The following is a 16,551-nucleotide window of genomic DNA, read 5'->3' as shown; positions in this document are numbered from 1 at the left end:
TGAATGGAGACTGCCCCTCATCCGGCCTGCCGGCCACCTTCTCCCCGTGAACGGGAGAAGGAAACCTGGCCGCACCGCCTCTGTTCCCTCTCCCCGCCTGCGGGGAGAGGGCTAGGGTGAGGGGCAACCTCATCCGCATCGCTCGCGACCGAGCAAAATAAACCCAACGAGTGGACCAAGACTTGCTGCAGGACACGACCACATCGCGGATGAAGCCCGCTGTCGCACTTGAGGGGATCTCGAAATCCTTTCCCGGTGTGCGCGCGCTCGCCGAGGTCTCGCTCGCGCTCTATCCGGGCTCGGTGACGGCACTTGTCGGGGAGAACGGGGCCGGCAAGTCGACGCTGGTCAAGATCCTGACCGGCATCTACCAGCCCGACGAGGGCGTAATCCGCGTCGACGGCGTGGAGACCCGCTTCCCGACCGCCAATTCCGCGGCCAAAGCCGGCGTCACCGCCATCCATCAGGAGACCGTGCTGTTCGACGAACTCTCGGTCGCCGAAAACATTTTTCTGGGCCACGCCCCGCGCACTGCCCTCAGCCTCATCGACTGGAAAAGGATGAACGCCGATGCCCGCGCCCTGCTGTCGCGTGTCGGCGCCGATCTCGATCCGTCGATCCGTCTGCGCGATCTCGGCATCGCCAACAAGCACCTCGTCGCGATCGCCCGCGCGCTCTCCATCGACGCCCGCGTCGTCATCATGGACGAGCCGACGGCTGCCCTGTCGCATAAGGAAATCCACGAGCTTTACGAACTGGTCGACCGTCTGAAGGCGGATGGCAAGGCGATCCTCTTCATCAGCCACAAGTTCGATGAAATCCTCCGCATCGCCGACCGCTACACCGTCTTTCGCGATGGCCGTATGGTGGGCGAGGGGCTGATCGGCGAGACGACGCAGGACGATCTGGTGCGCCTGATGGTCGGCCGCGATGTCGGCCAGGTCTTTCCCAAGCAGGACGTCGCGATCGGCGAACCGGTGCTCACCGTCTCCGGCTATCGCCACCCGACCGAATTCGAGGACATCAACTTCGAACTGCGCCGCGGCGAGATTCTCGGCTTCTACGGCCTCGTCGGCGCTGGCCGCTCGGAATTCATGCAGTCGCTGATCGGCATCACCAGGCCCTCGGCCGGTGCCGTCCGGCTGGATGGCGAAGTCAAGGTTATCCGCTCGCCGGCGGAAGCCATCGAGGCTGGCATCGTCTATGTGCCGGAGGAGCGCGGCCGGCAGGGCGCGATCATCGGCCTGCCGATCTTCCAGAATGTCACGTTGCCCTCGCTCTCGCGCACCTCGCGTGCCGGATTTTTGCGCATGGCGGAAGAGTTTGCGCTGGCGCGGGAATACACCGCGCGCCTCGATCTGCGCGCCGCCTCGCTCGATCAGGACGTCGGCACGCTGTCGGGCGGCAATCAGCAGAAGGTGGTAATCGCCAAGTGGCTGGCGACGCGGCCGAAGGTGATCATCCTTGATGAGCCGACCAAGGGCATCGATATCGGCTCGAAGGCCGCCGTGCACGCTTTCATGAGCGAACTCGCCGCTTCGGGCCTCAGCGTCATCATGGTTTCCTCCGAAATCCCGGAGATCATGGGCATGGCCGACCGGGTCATCGTCATGCGCGAGGGCCGCATCGCCGGCCGCTTCGAACGCGCGGATCTCACCGCCGAAAAACTCGTGCGCGCCGCCGCCGGCATTCAGGAGGCCGCATGAAGCTCTTGCTCAAGAACCGCGAAATGCTGCTGGTCGTGGCGATCATCGCCCTGGTGGCGCTGATCGCCATCCGCTTCCCGCCCTTCGTGACGCCGGGCAATCTCGCCAATGTCTATAACGACACGTCGATCCTGATCATCCTGGCGCTCGGCCAGATGGCCGTGATCCTGACGCGCTGCATCGATCTGTCGATGGCCGCAAACCTCGCGTTGTCCGGCATGGTGGCGGCGATGATGAATGCGGCGATGCCGGGCCTGCCGATCCCGCTGGTCATCCTCATCGCCATGGCGCTTGGCGCCGTGCTCGGCTCGATCAACGGCCTGCTCGTCTGGAAGCTCGACATCCCGCCGATCGTCGTCACGCTCGGCACGCTCACCATCTATCGCGGCCTGATCTTCCTGCTGTCGGGCGGCGCCTGGATCAACGCGCACCAGATGAGCGATGCCTTCAAGGCCTTGCCGCGCGCAGCCGTGCTCGGCTTCCCGCTGCTCTCCTGGCTGTCGATCGTCATCATCGGCATCATGGTCGTGGTGATGCGCCGCACGCCGCTTGGCCGCGCCTTCTTTGCCGTCGGCGGCAATCCGCATGCGGCGGTCTATACCGGCATCGATGTCGGCCGCACGCGCTTCTTCGCCTATTGCCTGTCGGGTACGCTCGCCGGCCTTTCCGGCTATCTCTGGGTGTCGCGCTACGCCGTCGCCTATGTCGATATCGCGGCCGGCTTCGAGCTCGACATCATCGCGGCCTGCGTCATCGGCGGTATCTCGATTGCCGGCGGCATCGGCTCCGTCGGCGGCGCGCTGCTCGGGGCGCTGTTCCTTGGGGTCATCAAGAACGCGCTGCCCGTCATCAACATCTCGCCCTTCGCCCAGATGGCGATTTCCGGCATGGTCATCATCATCGCCGTTGCCGTGAATGCGCGTGCCGAAAAGCGAAAAGGTCGGGTCATCCTCAGGAAAGCGGAGGCGGTGCATGGCTGAGACCCAGATGGTGGCGCGCCACATCCCCGACCGGCTGGAAGGCCGCGGCGCACGGCTGGTGAAAAGCTGGGAGACGTTGCTGGTCGCCGTGGCGCTGGCGATCTTCCTCGTCAATTGCTTCGCCTCGCCCTATTTCCTCGATCCGTGGAATCTGTCGGACGCGACGTTCAACTTCACCGAAAAGGCGATGATCGCCTTCGCCATGGCGCTGGTCATCATTTCCGGCGAGATCGACCTCTCCGTCGCCTCGATCATCGCTTTGACCTCCACCGCGATGGGCTACGCCGTGCAACTCGGCTTCGATACGCCGGCGCTCGTCATGGTCGGCCTTGCCACCGGCCTGCTCTGCGGCGCCTTCAACGGCCTGCTCGTCACCGGCCTCGGCCTGCCGTCCATCGTCGTCACCATCGGCACGATGAGCCTTTTCCGCGGCCTCTCCTTCGTCATCCTCGGCGACAAGGCTTTTACCGGCTATCCCGCCAGCTTCTCCTGGTTCGGCCAGGGTTATGTCTGGTGGGTCTTCTCCTTTGAGTTCTGCCTCTTCGTGGCCTTGGCGATCGTCTACGGCGTCGTCCTGCACAAGACGAATTTCGGCCGCGCCGTCTACGCCATCGGTAACAACCAGACGGCGGCCCTTTTCTCCGGCGTCCGCGTCGGCCGCGTCAAATTCTTGCTGTTCCTTTTGACCGGCCTGATGGCGGCGATCGCCTCGATCTGCCTCACGGCCCGCCTCGGCTCGACACGCCCGTCCATCGCGCTGGGTTGGGAGCTGGAGGTGGTGACGATGGTCGTGCTGGGCGGCGTCAACATTCTTGGCGGCTCCGGCACCATTCCGGGCGTGGTGCTGGCGGCGCTGATCATGGGCATGGTGACCTTCGGCTTCGGCCTCCTGAACGTACCGGGCATCGTCATGTCGATCTTCATCGGCCTGCTGCTGATCTCCGTCATCGCGCTGCCGATCCTCTACCGCCGCTTCCGGAGCCGTTGAGCCATGGAGAAATACGCGTTTCGCATGCGGCTCAATCCCGGCATGGCCGCCGAATACAAGGCGCGGCACGATGCGATCTGGCCGGAACTCTCTACGCTCCTGAAGGAGGTTGGCGTCTCGGACTATTCCATCCATCTCGACGAGGAGACCAACCTGCTCTTCGGCGTGCTCTGGCGGCGCGACGACCATACGATGGCGGACCTGCCGAGCCATCCGGTGATGCAGCGCTGGTGGGGGTTCATGGCGGACATCATGGAAACGAAGCCGGACAACGAACCGGTCGCCGTGCCGCTCGTCACCGTCTTCCATATGGACTGAGCCGATGATCGTCGCCGTCATCGATATCGGCAAGACGAATGCCAAGGTCGTGCTCGTTGATGGCGAAAGCTTTCGCGAGGTTGCCGCGCGCACCATGCCGAACGGTGTGGTGCAGGCCGCGCCCTATCCGCATTTCGACACCGAAAAACTCTGGGCTTTCATCGTCGAGAGCCTTGGCGCGCTCAATCGGGAACACTCGATCGATGCGATCTCGGTTACTACCCACGGCGCCACGGCAGCTCTTGTCGGCGACGATGGCACGCTTGTCCTTCCCGTCCTGGACTATGAACATGACGGGCCGCAGGAACTCGGCGAAGAATACCGGACCGTCCGTCCGCGCTTCGAGGAAAGCGGTACGCCCGTGCTGCCCGTCGGCCTCAATGCCGGATTGCAGATTTACTGGCAGTCGAAGCGCTTCCCCGAAAAATTCGCCAGGGCGCGCTGGATCCTCATGTATGCGCAATATTGGTCCTTCCGCCTGACAGGCGTTGCGGCGAGCGAGGTGACGTCGCTTGGCTGCCATGCCGATCTCTGGGAGCCGCGCAACGGGCGCTTTTCCAGCCTCGTGGAAAGCCAGGGTTGGACCGGGCTCATGCCGCCCGTCCGCAAGGCGGGCGATGTGCTCGGGCCGATCCGCCCCGAAATCGCCCAAGCGGCGGGGCTCAGGCCGGGCATCCCGGTCCATTGCGGCATTCATGATTCCAACGCCTCGCTGCTGCCCTATGTGCTGACGCGGCAGGCGCCCTATGCGGTGGTCTCGACGGGCACCTGGGTGGTGGTGATGGCGATGGGCGCGCGGCCGGTCGCGCTGGACGAGGCGCGCGACACGCTCGTCAACGTCAATGCGCTCGGCGAGCCGGTGCCCTCCGCCCGCTTCATGGGCGGCCGGGCTTTTTCGGTGCTGGGCGGAAAGTCGGGCAACCTACCGCCGGACGCAATATCAGAGGTGCTGGAGCGTGGCGCCATGCTGCTCCCGTCGCTGCCGGAGGATTCCGGGCCGTTCCCCGGCCGCAAGGCAGCATGGACCGTTCCACGCGAGGACCTGAGCGAGGATGCAGCCCAGGCCGTGATCGCCCTCCATCTCGCTTTGATGACGGCGACCTGTCTCGATCTCATCGGCGCGGAAGGACCGGTGATCGTCGAGGGGCCGTTTGCGGCCAACCGGGCGTTCCTGGTGATGCTGAAGGTGGCGGTCGGTCGAGCGGTGCTGGCCGGCGGCAGCGCGACAGGCACGAGCGTCGGCGCGGCCTGCCTTGCCGCGGGCAGGGCGCCGGAGCCGGCGCTGGTGACGATTGCGGAAGAATTACCGCCGGGCGCAGCCGACTATGCGGCGCGCTGGCGCTCGCTCGTTGCCGATCGCTGAGGCCTGTTTCAGAACACCCGGGCCTTGGCCGGCGCGCGGCCAGCATCGATATCGAGAAGCAGGTAGATGGCGGCGAGGGTTGCAGAAGCGATCAGCGCGGCGCCCAGTCCTAGAACAATCATTGTTCGTTCCTCCTGACATCATTGTCAGTCCATGCCCAGACCCTACGCGCGCGAGCTTGCGTGTGGCTTACGCAACGTCGGTTCTGTTAATTTTAGCAATGCCATAAGCAAGCTATGAACTATTAACCTTCAGGCAAGGAATTAACCATAAACATTGCTCTACACGTCGGAATGGGAAATTCGCCATTTCTCACCCAGGCATGATGCCGAACCGCCGTACCGGATCCGAGCCGGTATTCGAGTTTCACCGAATTTGATCATGGATCGACGGGTGGCATCTCTGTGCCGCCGCGTGAGCACGGCTCGGTAGCCAACCTCTCCATGCGAGAATTCAGTCGTCCATCCATTGCGGGTGGCCGGGGCATCGTTGGTTTGGGAGCAGTTTGGTGCAGGAAATGCCGGCAGAACAGGCACGAACGGGACAGGCAGCCAGCCTGCGCGACCGTTTGCGCTTTGCTGGCGTCGAAGGCACGCAGGGCGACACGCTCCGCCGCCACCGCCAGACCCTCGAACGGCATGTCGAAACGGCACTGCGCGATCTCTTCCAGCGCTTCCAGACCTTTCCCGATGCCGCCCGCCATTTCCAGAGCGAGCGCCAGATCGACCGCTTGCACGACCTCCAGAGCTCCCACTGGAGCGTGCTGACCGATGCGCGGTTCGATGCGCTCTATGCCGAGCGGGTCAAAGTCCTGTCCGACAGCGAAAGCCAGATGGGCCTCGACCCGCGCTGGCGCATTGCCGGCCATTCGGTCGTCGTCGAAACGGTCGTCACCGGCCTCATCGAACAATACTGGCCGAAATCCATGTTCTCCGGTGCCAAGGCGCGCCGCCAGGAACTGACCGATCTCGTCTCCGCTTTCCTGCGCACCGCGATGGTCGATATGGAGATCGGCGTCTCGCTGCGCTTCAACGAGTTGCGCCACGCCCATCAGCGGGCGCTCGGCGAACAGCGTCGCGAAGACCGCGCGGAACTCGACCGCGTCTTCGGCGAAACGATCCGCTCGCTTTCCGCACTCGATTTCTCCGCGCGTGTTTCCGGCGAGATGCCGGATGCCTGGCGCGAGCTTGCCGAGACGCTGAACGGCGCGCTCGACGAGATCCAGTCCCGCCTCACCACCGCCGCCGATCGCGCGACGGAATCCGATCGCCTCGTCGGCACGCTCGCCTCGGGCGCCGGTGCACTGTCGGCCCGCTCCGCCGAGCAGTCGGCAAGCCTGATCGAGACGGCGAATGCCCTCGGCACCATCGTCGAGCGCGTGCGCCAGACGCTGGGCGAGACCCGCAAGGCGCAGTCGGCCGCCGCCACCACGCAGCAGTCCGTCGCCGAAAGCGGCAACATCGTCGGCGAGGCCATGTCCGCGATGGCGGATATCGAGGCGTCGGCGGAAAAGATCGGCCAGATCATCGGCGTCATCGACGAGATCGCCTTCCAGACCAACCTGCTGGCGCTCAATGCCGGCATCGAGGCCGCCCGCGCCGGCGATAGTGGTCGCGGCTTTGCCGTGGTCGCGCAGGAAGTGCGGGCACTCGCCCAGCGCTCGGCGGATGCGGCGCGTGAGATCAAGCAGCTCGTGACGGGCACCAAGGCACAGGTGGAAGCCGGCGTCGAGCACGTTCACCGCACCCAGGACGCGATCGGCAACATCGTGCGCCAGGTTGCCGACATCAACGACGCCATCACCGGCATCGTGCGCGAAAGCGCCGTCGATGCCGAAGGGCTGAACGGCGTCACCGCGGATATCGGCCGTGCCGGCCGTGCGCTCGAAGCGGATGCTTCGGATGCGGGACGCGTCGGCGAGGCCGGCGGCGACCTCCACACGGTCATCCTCGAACTCGGCCGTACGATCCGGGAATTCCACGTTTCGTCGGGCCGCGACCTTCGTCGCAACCCGCGTCCCGCGCCGGCGGAAACGCGTGTCGCCGCGGAACGCAGCGACGTGCAGGCTTCACCCCTCGATTTCCTCACGGCTCGCGCCGTCGGCTTCGGAGGGTGAGATGACGGAGAGACGGCCCCGGCACTGGTTCTCGACGGCGCGCAGCCGGCTTTCGGAAGGAAGCCATCCGCCCGCCGGCCGGAATGACGCAACGATGATTTTGCACAGACGCAGACAAGGAACCCGGTAATGGCGAGCAAGAAAGCCGCTCAGAAAAGTCTAAGCCTTGCCCCCGTCCTCGATCTCAACGAGGCGACGGCGCTGCATGCACAGCTTATGGGGCTGAAGGGCGGTCCGCTCGTCATCGACGCTTCGGCGGTCGAGCGGGTCGGTGCGCTCTGTGCCCAGGTATTGATGGCTGGCGCCAAGAGCTGGGAGGAGGACAAGCAGCCCTTCACCTTCGCCAAGGTGTCCGAACCTTTCATGAAGACAATGCAACTTATTGGCGTGAATATTGATCACTTGCTGGCACAGGAGGCTAGGCAATGAAGAAAAAAGTACTCACCGTGGATGATTCCCGGACAATTCGAAACATGCTTCTCGTCACCCTCAACAATGCAGGCTTCGAGACCATCCAGGCCGAAGACGGCATCGAGGGCCTCGAAGTTCTGGAAAACGCGAACCCGGATGTCATCGTCACCGACATCAACATGCCGCGTCTCGATGGCTTCGGCTTCATCGAGGGCGTTCGCCGCAACGAGAAGTACCGGGCAATCCCGATCCTCGTTCTGACGACCGAAAGCGACGCCGAGAAGAAGAACCGTGCACGCCAGGCCGGCGCCACGGGCTGGATCGTAAAGCCTTTCGACCCGACGAAGCTGATCGACGCAATCGAGCGCGTAACCGCCTAATCCAGGATTTCTCCCGATGGATATGAACGAAATCAAAGAGATTTTCTTCCAGGAGTGCGAGGAGCAACTCGCGGAACTGGAGTCCGGTCTCTTGAAGTTGAACGATGGGGATCGCGACCCGGAGACGGTCAACGCCGTGTTCCGCGCCGTGCATTCGATCAAGGGCGGTGCCGGTGCATTCGGCCTCGATGACCTCGTTTCCTTCGCCCATGTGTTTGAGACGACACTGGATTGCGTTCGATCCAACAAGCTGGAGCCGACCCAGGACGTCCTGAAGGTCATGCTGAAATCCGCCGACGTCTTGGCGGACCTGACCAATGCGGCGCGCGACGGCGGAAGCGTCGACGAGGCGCGCAGCCGCACCCTCATCCGCGAACTGGAAGCGCTGGCGAACGGCGAAGTGCCGGCCGCCGCCGAGGCCCCCGCGCCGAAACCTGCGGCTGCTGCTCCCAAGGCGGCCGCGCCGGCGCCGGTCGTCGAAAAGCCGGCGGTCAACGACGAAGGCTTCCAGCCGATCCCCTTCTCCTTCGGCGATTTCGACGAAGAGCCGGCCGATCGCTACGTGCCGACCTGCCAGATCCTCTTCCGCCCGAAGAAGGATCTCTATGCCAAGGGCAACGAAGCGGCCCTGCTTCTGCGCGATCTCTCCCGCCTCGGCGAGATGAGCATCTATTGCGACATGGACAGCCTGCCGCCGCTCGACAAGATGAACCCGGAGGAAGCCTATTTCTCCTGGAAGATCTCGGTGACGACAGACAAGGGCGAGGACGGCGTGCGCACCGTCTTCGAATTCGCCGAGTGGGATTGCGATCTCGACATCCGCACCGTCGAGGAAGAGATTGTCGGCGAGGCGGCGAACGAGGAAGAGCTGCCGATGCAGCCGGTGCCGTTCGACCTGTCGATCCTCGACGAGGGCGGTTCGACCGGCGGTGACGAAGAGCCGGCCGTCATTGAAAGCGACGCGGCTGCCGCCGTTGCCGCCGCCGAAACTGTCAGCAAGGTGGCGCAGGTCGCAAGCCGCGCCGCGGAGAATGCCAAGGCCGCGGCTTCCGCCGCCAGCGCCGCACAGGCCAACCAGGCTGCCGCCGCAGGCCAGACGATCCGCGTCGACCTCGACCGCGTCGACCGTCTGATCAACCTTGTCGGCGAGCTCGTCATCAACCAGGCGATGCTCTCGCAGAGCGTCGTCGAGAACGACACCAACGGCACGTCCTCCATCAATATGGGCCTCGAAGAGCTGCAACAGCTCACCCGCGAGATCCAGGATTCGGTGATGGCGATCCGCGCGCAGCCGGTGAAGCCGGTCTTCCAGCGCATGGCCCGTACCGTTCGCGAAATCGCCGATATTACCGGCAAGTCGGTCCGCCTCATCACGGAAGGCGAGAACACCGAAGTCGACAAGACCGTCATCGACAAGCTCGCCGAGCCGCTGACGCACATGATCCGCAACGCGGTCGACCATGGCCTGGAAATGCCGGAGAAGCGCGAAGCGCTGGGCAAGAACCCGGAAGGCACCGTCCGCCTCACGGCAAAACACCGCTCCGGCCGCATCGTCATCGAACTTGCCGACGACGGCGCCGGCATCAACCGCGAAAAGGTGCGCCAGAAGGCGATCGACAACGATCTCATCGCAGCCGACGCCAACCTGTCGGACGAGGAAATCGACAACCTGATCTTCCACGCCGGCTTCTCCACCGCCGACAAGGTTTCCGACCTTTCCGGCCGCGGCGTCGGCATGGACGTGGTCAAGCGCTCGATCCAGGCGCTTGGCGGCCGCATCTCGATCTCGTCGAAGCCCGGCCAGGGTTCCGTCTTCACCATGAGCCTGCCGCTGACGCTCGCCGTCCTCGACGGCATGGTGGTTACGGTTGCCGGCCAGACGCTGGTCGTGCCGCTGACGGCGATCGTCGAGACGCTCCAGCCGGAAGCCTCCGCCATCCACTCCTTCGGCGCCTCGCAGCGCCTCATCTCGATCCGCAACTCCTTCTGCCCGCTGGTGGATGTCGGCCGGATCCTCAACTTCCGCAATACGCAGGCCAATCCGATGGACGGCGTGGCCCTCCTCGTCGAATCGGAAGGCGGCGGCCAGCGCGCCCTCATGGTCGATGCCATCCAGGGCCAGCGCCAGGTCGTCATCAAGAGCCTGGAGGCCAACTACACCCACGTTCCCGGCATCGCCGCCGCCACCATTCTCGGCGACGGCCGCGTGGCCCTCATCCTGGACGTCGATGCGGTGGTCGCCGCCTCGCGCGGCCAATCGCTCAGACAAGACATCTCGCTCGCTGCAACCGGTTAAGAGACAATGACGTACGCGGCAAACAATCTCACGCACGGACGGGAACTGATCGCCTTCAGGATCGGCGACCAGGAGTTCTGCGTGAACGTGATGTCGGTCCGGGAGATCCGTGGATGGACCCCGGCGACGTCGATGCCGCATGCGCCGTCCTATGTGCTGGGCGTGATCAACCTGCGCGGTGCCGTTCTGCCGATCGTCGACCTGTCGCTGCGCCTCGGCATGAAGCCGGCCGAGCCGACGGTGCGCCACGTCATCATCGTCGCCCAGGTCGGGACGAGGGTGGTGGGCCTGCTGGTCGATGCGGTGTCCGACATCCTGACCGTGACCGACGACAACATGCAGCCGACGCCGGACATCGCCAATGAGGCGGCGAAGGCCTACGCCCGCGGCATCCTCGCCATCGAGGGCCGCATGATCTGCCTCATCGAACTCGATGCCCTGTTCCCGCATACGGAAAGCGAAGCTGCATGACCTATTCCCCGGCCATCGATGCAAGACAGTCTCCGGACGAGTGCCTTGCCAGCGGCGAATACCCGCTGACGCGCAAGGACCTCTCCGAGATTGCGGCCATGATCTATGCGGATGCCGGAATCTACCTCAACGAGACCAAGGCCTCGCTCGTCTATTCGCGCCTGTCGAAGCACATCCGCCAGCTCGGCCTCAAGGGCTTCCGGGAATATTGCGCGCTCGTGTCCTCGCCCGCCGGTGCCGGCCCGCGCAAGGAGATGCTGTCGCATCTGACGACCAACTTCACGCGCTTCTTCCGCGAGAACCATCATTTCGACCATATGAAAAGCGACGTTCTGCCGGACCTCCTGGCGCGCGCCCGCAATGGCGGCCGCGTGCGCATCTGGTCGGCCGCCTGTTCGGATGGTCAGGAGCCCTATTCGATCGCGCTCACCGTGTTGTCGCTGATGCCGAACGCCGCGGACTACGACTTCCGCATTCTCGCGACGGACATCGACCCGAAGATTCTCGCCATCGCCCGCGCCGGTGCCTATGACGCCAATGCGCTCGAAACCGTCAACCCCGCCATGCGCAAGCAGTTCTTCCGCGAGGTGGATGCGGGCGGCCGGCAGAAATGGCAGGTCGATGACCGCGTAAAGCGCCTCATCACCTTCAACGAGCTGAACCTGATGGCGCAATGGCCGTTCAAGGGTCCGTTCGACGTGATCTTCTGCCGCAACGTCGTCATCTATTTCGACGAGCCGACGCAGATGAAGATCTGGTCGCGCTTCGCCGGCATGCTCGGCGACGCCGGCCACCTCTATATCGGCCACTCGGAGCGCGTCTCGGGCGAGGCGAAGAACCAGTTCGATAATATCGGCATCACCACCTACCGCTACACGGGCAAGTACAGGAGGAGCGCATGATGGCACCCGCGCGCGTACTCGTCGTCGACGACTCGCCGACCATGCGCGGCCTGATCACGGCCGTGCTCAATGCAGATCCGGACGTCAACGTCGTCGGCCAGGCCGGCGACGCCATGGAAGCCCGCAACGCGATCAAGCAGCTCAATCCGGACGTCGTGACGCTGGATATCGAGATGCCGAACATGAACGGGCTCGAATTCCTCGACAAGATCATGAAGCTCCGGCCGATGCCGGTGATAATGGTCTCGACGCTGACCCATCGCGGCGCGGAAGCCTCGCTGATGGCGCTGGAAATCGGTGCCTTCGATTGCGTGGGAAAACCGCAGCCGGGCGATGCCCGCCCCTTCGGCGACCTCGCCGAAAAGGTGAAGGCCGCGGCCCGCTCGCAGCGCCGCCAGGTCCGCACGGACGTGCCGCCGCTGGCGCCGACCGCCGCCAACGTCAACCCGGCCGTCAGCTACAAGCCCGGCCGCCGGGTCGTCGCCATCGGCGCCTCGACGGGCGGCGTGGAAGCGCTGATCGCGGTCTTGCAGAAGTTCCCGGTCAATTGCCCGCCGACCGTCATCACCCAGCACATGCCGCCGTCCTTCACCAAGAGCTTTGCCGACCGGCTGCACCGGCTTTGCGCGCCCGTGGTGCAGGAAGCGACGGACGGTGCCCGCCTGGAGATCGGCAAGATCTACCTGGCACCCGGGGGCGAACGTCATCTCCAGGTCTCCAACCCGCATGCGCCCTGCTGCCGGTTGGTGGAACGGGATCCGGTCAACGGCCATCGCCCTTCGGTGGATGTGCTGTTTGATTCGGTGGCCGAACTTGCCGGCCGCAATGCGGTCGGCGTCATCCTGACCGGCATGGGCCGGGACGGGGCAAGCGGCCTGTTGAAAATGCGCCATGCAGGGGCGCGGACCATCGGTCAGAATGAAAAAACCTGCGTCGTATATGGAATGCCGAGAGTGGCTTTCGAGCTGGGCGCCGTAGAACACCAGTTTCCGCTCTCCTCCATTGGGGAGGAAATCTTGAAGATCACTGCGGCCCGTAGAGAAGGGAGCGAATAATGTCTATCGCTGAAAAAATCAAAGTCCTCATCGTCGATGATCAGGTGACCAGTCGCCTGCTGCTGGGTGATGCCCTGCAACAGCTCGGCTTCAAGCAGATCACGGCAGCCGGTGATGGTGCGCAGGGCATGGCCATCATGGCCCAGCAACCGCACCATCTCGTCATCTCCGACTTCAACATGCCGAAGATGGACGGGATCGAGTTCCTTCAGGCGGTGCGGTCCAACCCCACCACCAAGAAGGCGGCCTTCATCATCCTCACCGCGCAGGGCGACCGCGCGCTGGTGCAGAAGGCGGCGGCACTCGGGGCCAACAACGTTCTCGCCAAGCCGTTCACCATCGAAAAGATGAAGGCGGCCATCGAAGCCGTGTTCGGGGCATTGAAATGATAGCAGACGCCGGGACGCGCCGCGTCCATGTCATCCAGGGAGAATACAAGGTCCTCAACGATCCGAATGTGGTGCTCACCACCATTCTCGGCTCGTGCGTGGCCGCCTGCATGCGCGACCCGGTCATTGGCGTCGGCGGCATGAACCATTTCCTGCTGCCGGGCTCGGCCGAGGCGATGGCCTCGGGCGGCGACGCCACGCGCTACGGCGTGCACCTGATGGAACTCCTGATCAACGGCCTTTTGAAGCAGGGCGCGCGCCGCGACCGGCTGGAGGCGAAGATTTTCGGGGGCGCGAAGACGATCGCGCGCTTCTCCAATGTCGGCGAGCAGAACGCGCTGTTCGCCCGGCAGTTCCTGATGGACGAAGGCATCAAGGTCGTCGGTGAAAGCACCGGCGGCGAGCATGGGCGCAAGCTGGAATACTGGCCGTCGAGCGGCCGGGCGCGGCAATATGCGCTGACAGGGGTGGAGACGCAGAAGACGGTGGCGCTGGAGCAGCGGCCCGTACCCGTCGCCAGGCCTGTCGAGAGCTCGATCGAATTCTTCTGACCGGGCAATCGCACCCCAAGGAAGCGAACAGGGTATAAAAAGGGTCACCCATGCAAGCCGAGTATCTGAGTGCAGCGACTGCCATGGAGGAAGCCCTTCCGGATGTCCTGATGCGAATCGTGTCCGAACTGCACGACGTCGCCTACCTGATCGAACGTATCGAGCCGCAACTGGCCGCCGTGCACGGCGAAACCGCAGCGAATGCCATGGAGCGCATGATGGTGCTGCAAGGCATCGACCTTGCCGTCCAGAAGACGCGCGGCCTCGCCGAGTTCATCGACACGATCACCGCAAGCATTCCGGAGAACTGGATCGTCGACGTCACGACGGCGCTCAATCTGGTGAAGCTTGCCGATATGCAGAAGGCGCTGAGCAACGGAATGCGCCACGGCCATTCCCAGCCGATCGGCAAGGCAGTCGGCGATTTCGAGGCCTTCTAGCCGATTCCACACACTATAATCAGTGAGTTTGGCGGCGCCCCTGTGGCGCCGTCCTGCGTTGTGCGGACACGCTCCAGTGCGCCGCAACGAAATGCTCGCGCAAGTTTCGCCGGCTAGTCTCCATGTCGGGTCAGTTAGATCCAGGTATTCCATGGGGCAGGCGGCGCGTGCGGAAATGCGCCGGTTTCGTCCCACGAGATTGAAAATGCGTCTGATAGCGCCGGCATGTTGCCCGGTGTCCAGGCGACTAGTCCGTGCGGGAACAGAATGAATCTGTTGGAACAGTTGACGAAAGTCTACAAGAACCTGGCTTCGCTAGGGCAGGCGAAGCTCGCGATGCTGGCGGGAGCCGCCATCGTCTCGGTCGGTCTGGTGCTTGCCGCCGGAATCCTGGTTAACAAACCCGCTTACGAGACACTCTATGTCGGTCTGGAAAAGACCGACGTGAACCAGATCAGCCTGGCGCTCGCCGAAGCCAATATCGACTTCAACACCGGGACGGACGGCGGCAGCATCGAAGTGCCGGTCGGCCAGACGGGCAAGGCGCGGCTCTATCTCGCAGAGCGCGGCCTGCCGAGCAGCGCCAATTCCGGCTACGAACTCTTCGACAAGGTCGGCTCGCTCGGCCTCACCTCCTTCATGCAGGAAGTGACGCGCGTTCGCGCACTCGAAGGCGAAATCGCCCGCACCATCCAGCAGATCAGCGGCATCGCCGCCGCCCGCGTGCACATCGTCATGCCGGAGCGCGGCAACTTCCGCAAGGCGGAGCAGGTGCCGACCGCTTCCGTGATGATCCGCGCCAGCGCGCAGGTCGGCCGTGAATCGGCCGGCGCGATCCGCCATCTCGTCGCGGCCTCCGTGCCCGGCCTGGAAGTCGACGGCGTCACCATCCTCGATTCCGCCGGCCAGCTTCTCGCCTCCGGCGACGATGCGGAGAACGGCGCAGTCAACCGCTCTCTGACGGCCGTACAGACCGTGCAGAGCGAAGTCGAACGCAATATCGAAAAAGCGCTCGCACCCTTCCTTGGCATGGACAATTTCCGCGCCAGCGTTACAGCCTCGCTCAACACGGACTCGCAGCAGATCCAGGAGACGGTCTACGACCCGGAATCCCGCGTCGAGCGCTCGGTCCGCGTCACGCGGGAAACCCAGAAGTCTCAACAGCAGGCCGACAATAAAGCCGCGACAGTCGAGCAGAACATTCCCCAGGGCGGCCCCGAGGGCGACGCTAACGGCCAGAAGTCGAGCGACGAAGCCGACAAGAAGGAAGAGCAGACCAACTACGAGATCAACAGCAAGACCGTCGCCACCGTGCGCAGCGGCTTTGCGGTCGAGAAGCTGTCTGTCGCCGTCGTCGTCAACCGCGCCCGTATCGCGGCCATGGTTGGCGAGCCTGCCGACCAGGCGAAAATCGATGCCTACATCGCCGACATGCAGAAGATCGTCTCTTCTGCCGCTGGCCTCAGCACCGACCGCGGCGACATCGTGACGATCAACGCCATGGAATTCCTCGATCATCAGCTCCTCGACGAGGCCGTGGCAGGTCCGGGCATCATGGAAGTGCTGACGCGCAATCTCGGTGGCATCATCAATGCGCTGGCCTTCCTGGGCGTCGCCATCGTGGTGGTCTGGTTCGGTCTTCGCCCGGCGGTCCGCTCGGTCACCGGCGGCGGTGCCTCGGCCAATGCGCTGGAAAGCGATGCGGCCGGCCTCGAACTGCCCGACTTCTCGCCGGTGGCGGGTGTCGGCGGCCCCGGTGCCACCCTCATGGACGGCTTCGGTGCGGACTTCGGCTTCGATAGCACGGACGACCTGCTCAATGCCGGCGACGACGGCGACGGCACCTTCAACCGCCGCGTCAAGGAAGGCCCGGAACGCCGCCTCGGCCGCATGGTCGAGATCAGCGAGGAACGCGCTGCCAAGATCCTGCGCAAGTGGGCGGTTGACAAGGAAGCGGCCTGACGGTTCCAAAATTTCGAAAAGGCATAGGGCGCGGTCGGCAACGACCGCGCCCGTGCTTTTGCGGATGACAAAACGGCGACGCTGATTTGCCAATTCGTGTCGCATTTCAGCAACGCTCGCCTGGCTGATCCGCGCAATTTTTTCGCTGACGGAGTCACTTCCCGCCCCGCCGATTCCGCACGCGACCGATGCTCGCAAAAAGTTTATGATCTTTATGGTTGTG

General features: G+C 64.2%; 16 protein-coding genes. All 16 read left to right on the top strand.

Annotated elements, in window-relative coordinates; translation table 11 throughout:
* Positions 1-209: 209 nt before the first annotated feature.
* The 16 genes from AC1RWL_RS13770 to fliF all read left to right on the top strand — a co-directional run bounded on the left by AC1RWL_RS13770 (position 210) and on the right by fliF (position 16,328).
* Complete coding sequence (locus AC1RWL_RS13770; protein WP_493095002.1) at positions 210-1,706, top strand: sugar ABC transporter ATP-binding protein; 1,497 nt, start codon at positions 210-212, stop codon at positions 1,704-1,706.
* On the top strand, positions 1,703-2,686 hold the full coding sequence (locus tag AC1RWL_RS13765; protein WP_493095001.1) for an ABC transporter permease: 984 nt from the start codon (positions 1,703-1,705) through the stop codon (positions 2,684-2,686). Before AC1RWL_RS13770 ends, AC1RWL_RS13765 begins: the two co-directional genes overlap by 4 nt.
* A complete protein-coding gene (locus tag AC1RWL_RS13760) occupies positions 2,679-3,674 on the top strand; it encodes an ABC transporter permease (RefSeq protein WP_493095000.1) in 996 nt (331 codons plus the stop codon). Before AC1RWL_RS13765 ends, AC1RWL_RS13760 begins: the two co-directional genes overlap by 8 nt.
* A gap of 3 nt (positions 3,675-3,677) precedes the next feature.
* Positions 3,678-3,992, top strand: coding sequence for an L-rhamnose mutarotase (rhaM, locus tag AC1RWL_RS13755; RefSeq protein WP_493094999.1), 315 nt, complete (start codon positions 3,678-3,680; stop codon positions 3,990-3,992).
* A gap of 4 nt (positions 3,993-3,996) precedes the next feature.
* A complete protein-coding gene (locus AC1RWL_RS13750; RefSeq protein ID WP_493094998.1) occupies positions 3,997-5,355 on the top strand; it encodes an FGGY-family carbohydrate kinase in 1,359 nt (452 codons plus the stop codon).
* 517 nt (positions 5,356-5,872) lie between these two features.
* Complete coding sequence (locus AC1RWL_RS13745) at positions 5,873-7,471, top strand: globin-coupled sensor protein (protein WP_493095305.1); 1,599 nt, start codon at positions 5,873-5,875, stop codon at positions 7,469-7,471.
* 129 nt (positions 7,472-7,600) lie between these two features.
* Positions 7,601-7,900: an STAS domain-containing protein gene (locus tag AC1RWL_RS13740; protein ID WP_134649657.1), complete on the top strand. Its 300-nt coding sequence runs from the start codon at positions 7,601-7,603 to the stop codon at positions 7,898-7,900.
* Positions 7,897-8,262, top strand: coding sequence for a chemotaxis response regulator CheY1 (gene cheY1, locus AC1RWL_RS13735; RefSeq protein WP_069059983.1), 366 nt, complete (start codon positions 7,897-7,899; stop codon positions 8,260-8,262). Before AC1RWL_RS13740 ends, cheY1 begins: the two co-directional genes overlap by 4 nt.
* 16 nt (positions 8,263-8,278) lie before the next feature.
* A complete protein-coding gene (locus tag AC1RWL_RS13730; RefSeq protein ID WP_439630044.1) occupies positions 8,279-10,558 on the top strand; it encodes a chemotaxis protein CheA in 2,280 nt (759 codons plus the stop codon).
* A 6-nt stretch (positions 10,559-10,564) separates the two neighbouring features.
* A complete protein-coding gene (locus AC1RWL_RS13725; RefSeq protein ID WP_256120763.1) occupies positions 10,565-11,029 on the top strand; it encodes a chemotaxis protein CheW in 465 nt (154 codons plus the stop codon).
* Complete coding sequence (gene cheR, locus AC1RWL_RS13720; RefSeq protein WP_256120762.1) at positions 11,026-11,931, top strand: protein-glutamate O-methyltransferase CheR; 906 nt, start codon at positions 11,026-11,028, stop codon at positions 11,929-11,931. Before AC1RWL_RS13725 ends, cheR begins: the two co-directional genes overlap by 4 nt.
* The gene (cheB, locus tag AC1RWL_RS13715) at positions 11,928-12,986 is read left to right on the top strand and encodes a protein-glutamate O-methylesterase CheB (RefSeq protein ID WP_493094997.1); all 1,059 of its coding nucleotides are present in this window, start codon (positions 11,928-11,930) and stop codon (positions 12,984-12,986) included. The genes cheR and cheB overlap by 4 nt, the downstream gene beginning before the upstream one ends.
* Positions 12,986-13,375, top strand: coding sequence for a response regulator (locus AC1RWL_RS13710; protein ID WP_069059978.1), 390 nt, complete (start codon positions 12,986-12,988; stop codon positions 13,373-13,375). The genes cheB and AC1RWL_RS13710 overlap by 1 nt, the downstream gene beginning before the upstream one ends.
* Positions 13,372-13,926 carry a chemoreceptor glutamine deamidase CheD gene (gene cheD, locus AC1RWL_RS13705; protein ID WP_256120760.1) on the top strand — a complete coding sequence of 185 codons (555 nt, stop codon included), beginning with the start codon at positions 13,372-13,374 and terminating at the stop codon, positions 13,924-13,926. The genes AC1RWL_RS13710 and cheD overlap by 4 nt, the downstream gene beginning before the upstream one ends.
* A 50-nt stretch (positions 13,927-13,976) precedes the next feature.
* Positions 13,977-14,366 carry a chemotaxis protein CheT gene (gene cheT, locus AC1RWL_RS13700; RefSeq protein ID WP_256120759.1) on the top strand — a complete coding sequence of 130 codons (390 nt, stop codon included), beginning with the start codon at positions 13,977-13,979 and terminating at the stop codon, positions 14,364-14,366.
* A 267-nt stretch (positions 14,367-14,633) separates the two neighbouring features.
* Positions 14,634-16,328: a flagellar basal-body MS-ring/collar protein FliF gene (fliF, locus tag AC1RWL_RS13695; protein ID WP_492649947.1), complete on the top strand. Its 1,695-nt coding sequence runs from the start codon at positions 14,634-14,636 to the stop codon at positions 16,326-16,328.
* Positions 16,329-16,551: the final 223 nt, after the last annotated feature.

This window comes from Shinella sp. GW821-FHT10F02 (genome assembly GCF_058809275.1).
This window is presented reverse-complemented; position numbering and strand designations above follow the sequence as displayed.

Bases quoted from the DNA above. Each gene is read 5' to 3' on its own strand.
- AC1RWL_RS13765 (WP_493095001.1), top strand. From the start codon at position 1,703: ATGAAGCTCTTGCTCAAGAACCGCGAAATGCTGCTGGTCGTGGCGATC.
- cheD (WP_256120760.1), top strand. From the start codon at position 13,372: ATGATAGCAGACGCCGGGACGCGCCGCGTCCATGTCATCCAGGGAGAA.
- AC1RWL_RS13725 (WP_256120763.1), top strand. From the start codon at position 10,565: ATGACGTACGCGGCAAACAATCTCACGCACGGACGGGAACTGATCGCC.
- AC1RWL_RS13710 (WP_069059978.1), top strand. From the start codon at position 12,986: ATGTCTATCGCTGAAAAAATCAAAGTCCTCATCGTCGATGATCAGGTG.
- AC1RWL_RS13760 (WP_493095000.1), top strand. From the start codon at position 2,679: ATGGCTGAGACCCAGATGGTGGCGCGCCACATCCCCGACCGGCTGGAA.
- fliF (WP_492649947.1), top strand. From the start codon at position 14,634: ATGAATCTGTTGGAACAGTTGACGAAAGTCTACAAGAACCTGGCTTCG.
- AC1RWL_RS13730 (WP_439630044.1), top strand. From the start codon at position 8,279: ATGGATATGAACGAAATCAAAGAGATTTTCTTCCAGGAGTGCGAGGAG.
- cheR (WP_256120762.1), top strand. From the start codon at position 11,026: ATGACCTATTCCCCGGCCATCGATGCAAGACAGTCTCCGGACGAGTGC.
- AC1RWL_RS13740 (WP_134649657.1), top strand. From the start codon at position 7,601: ATGGCGAGCAAGAAAGCCGCTCAGAAAAGTCTAAGCCTTGCCCCCGTC.
- AC1RWL_RS13750 (WP_493094998.1), top strand. From the start codon at position 3,997: ATGATCGTCGCCGTCATCGATATCGGCAAGACGAATGCCAAGGTCGTG.
- rhaM (WP_493094999.1), top strand. From the start codon at position 3,678: ATGGAGAAATACGCGTTTCGCATGCGGCTCAATCCCGGCATGGCCGCC.
- AC1RWL_RS13745 (WP_493095305.1), top strand. From the start codon at position 5,873: ATGCCGGCAGAACAGGCACGAACGGGACAGGCAGCCAGCCTGCGCGAC.
- cheT (WP_256120759.1), top strand. From the start codon at position 13,977: ATGCAAGCCGAGTATCTGAGTGCAGCGACTGCCATGGAGGAAGCCCTT.
- cheY1 (WP_069059983.1), top strand. From the start codon at position 7,897: ATGAAGAAAAAAGTACTCACCGTGGATGATTCCCGGACAATTCGAAAC.
- cheB (WP_493094997.1), top strand. From the start codon at position 11,928: ATGATGGCACCCGCGCGCGTACTCGTCGTCGACGACTCGCCGACCATG.
- AC1RWL_RS13770 (WP_493095002.1), top strand. From the start codon at position 210: ATGAAGCCCGCTGTCGCACTTGAGGGGATCTCGAAATCCTTTCCCGGT.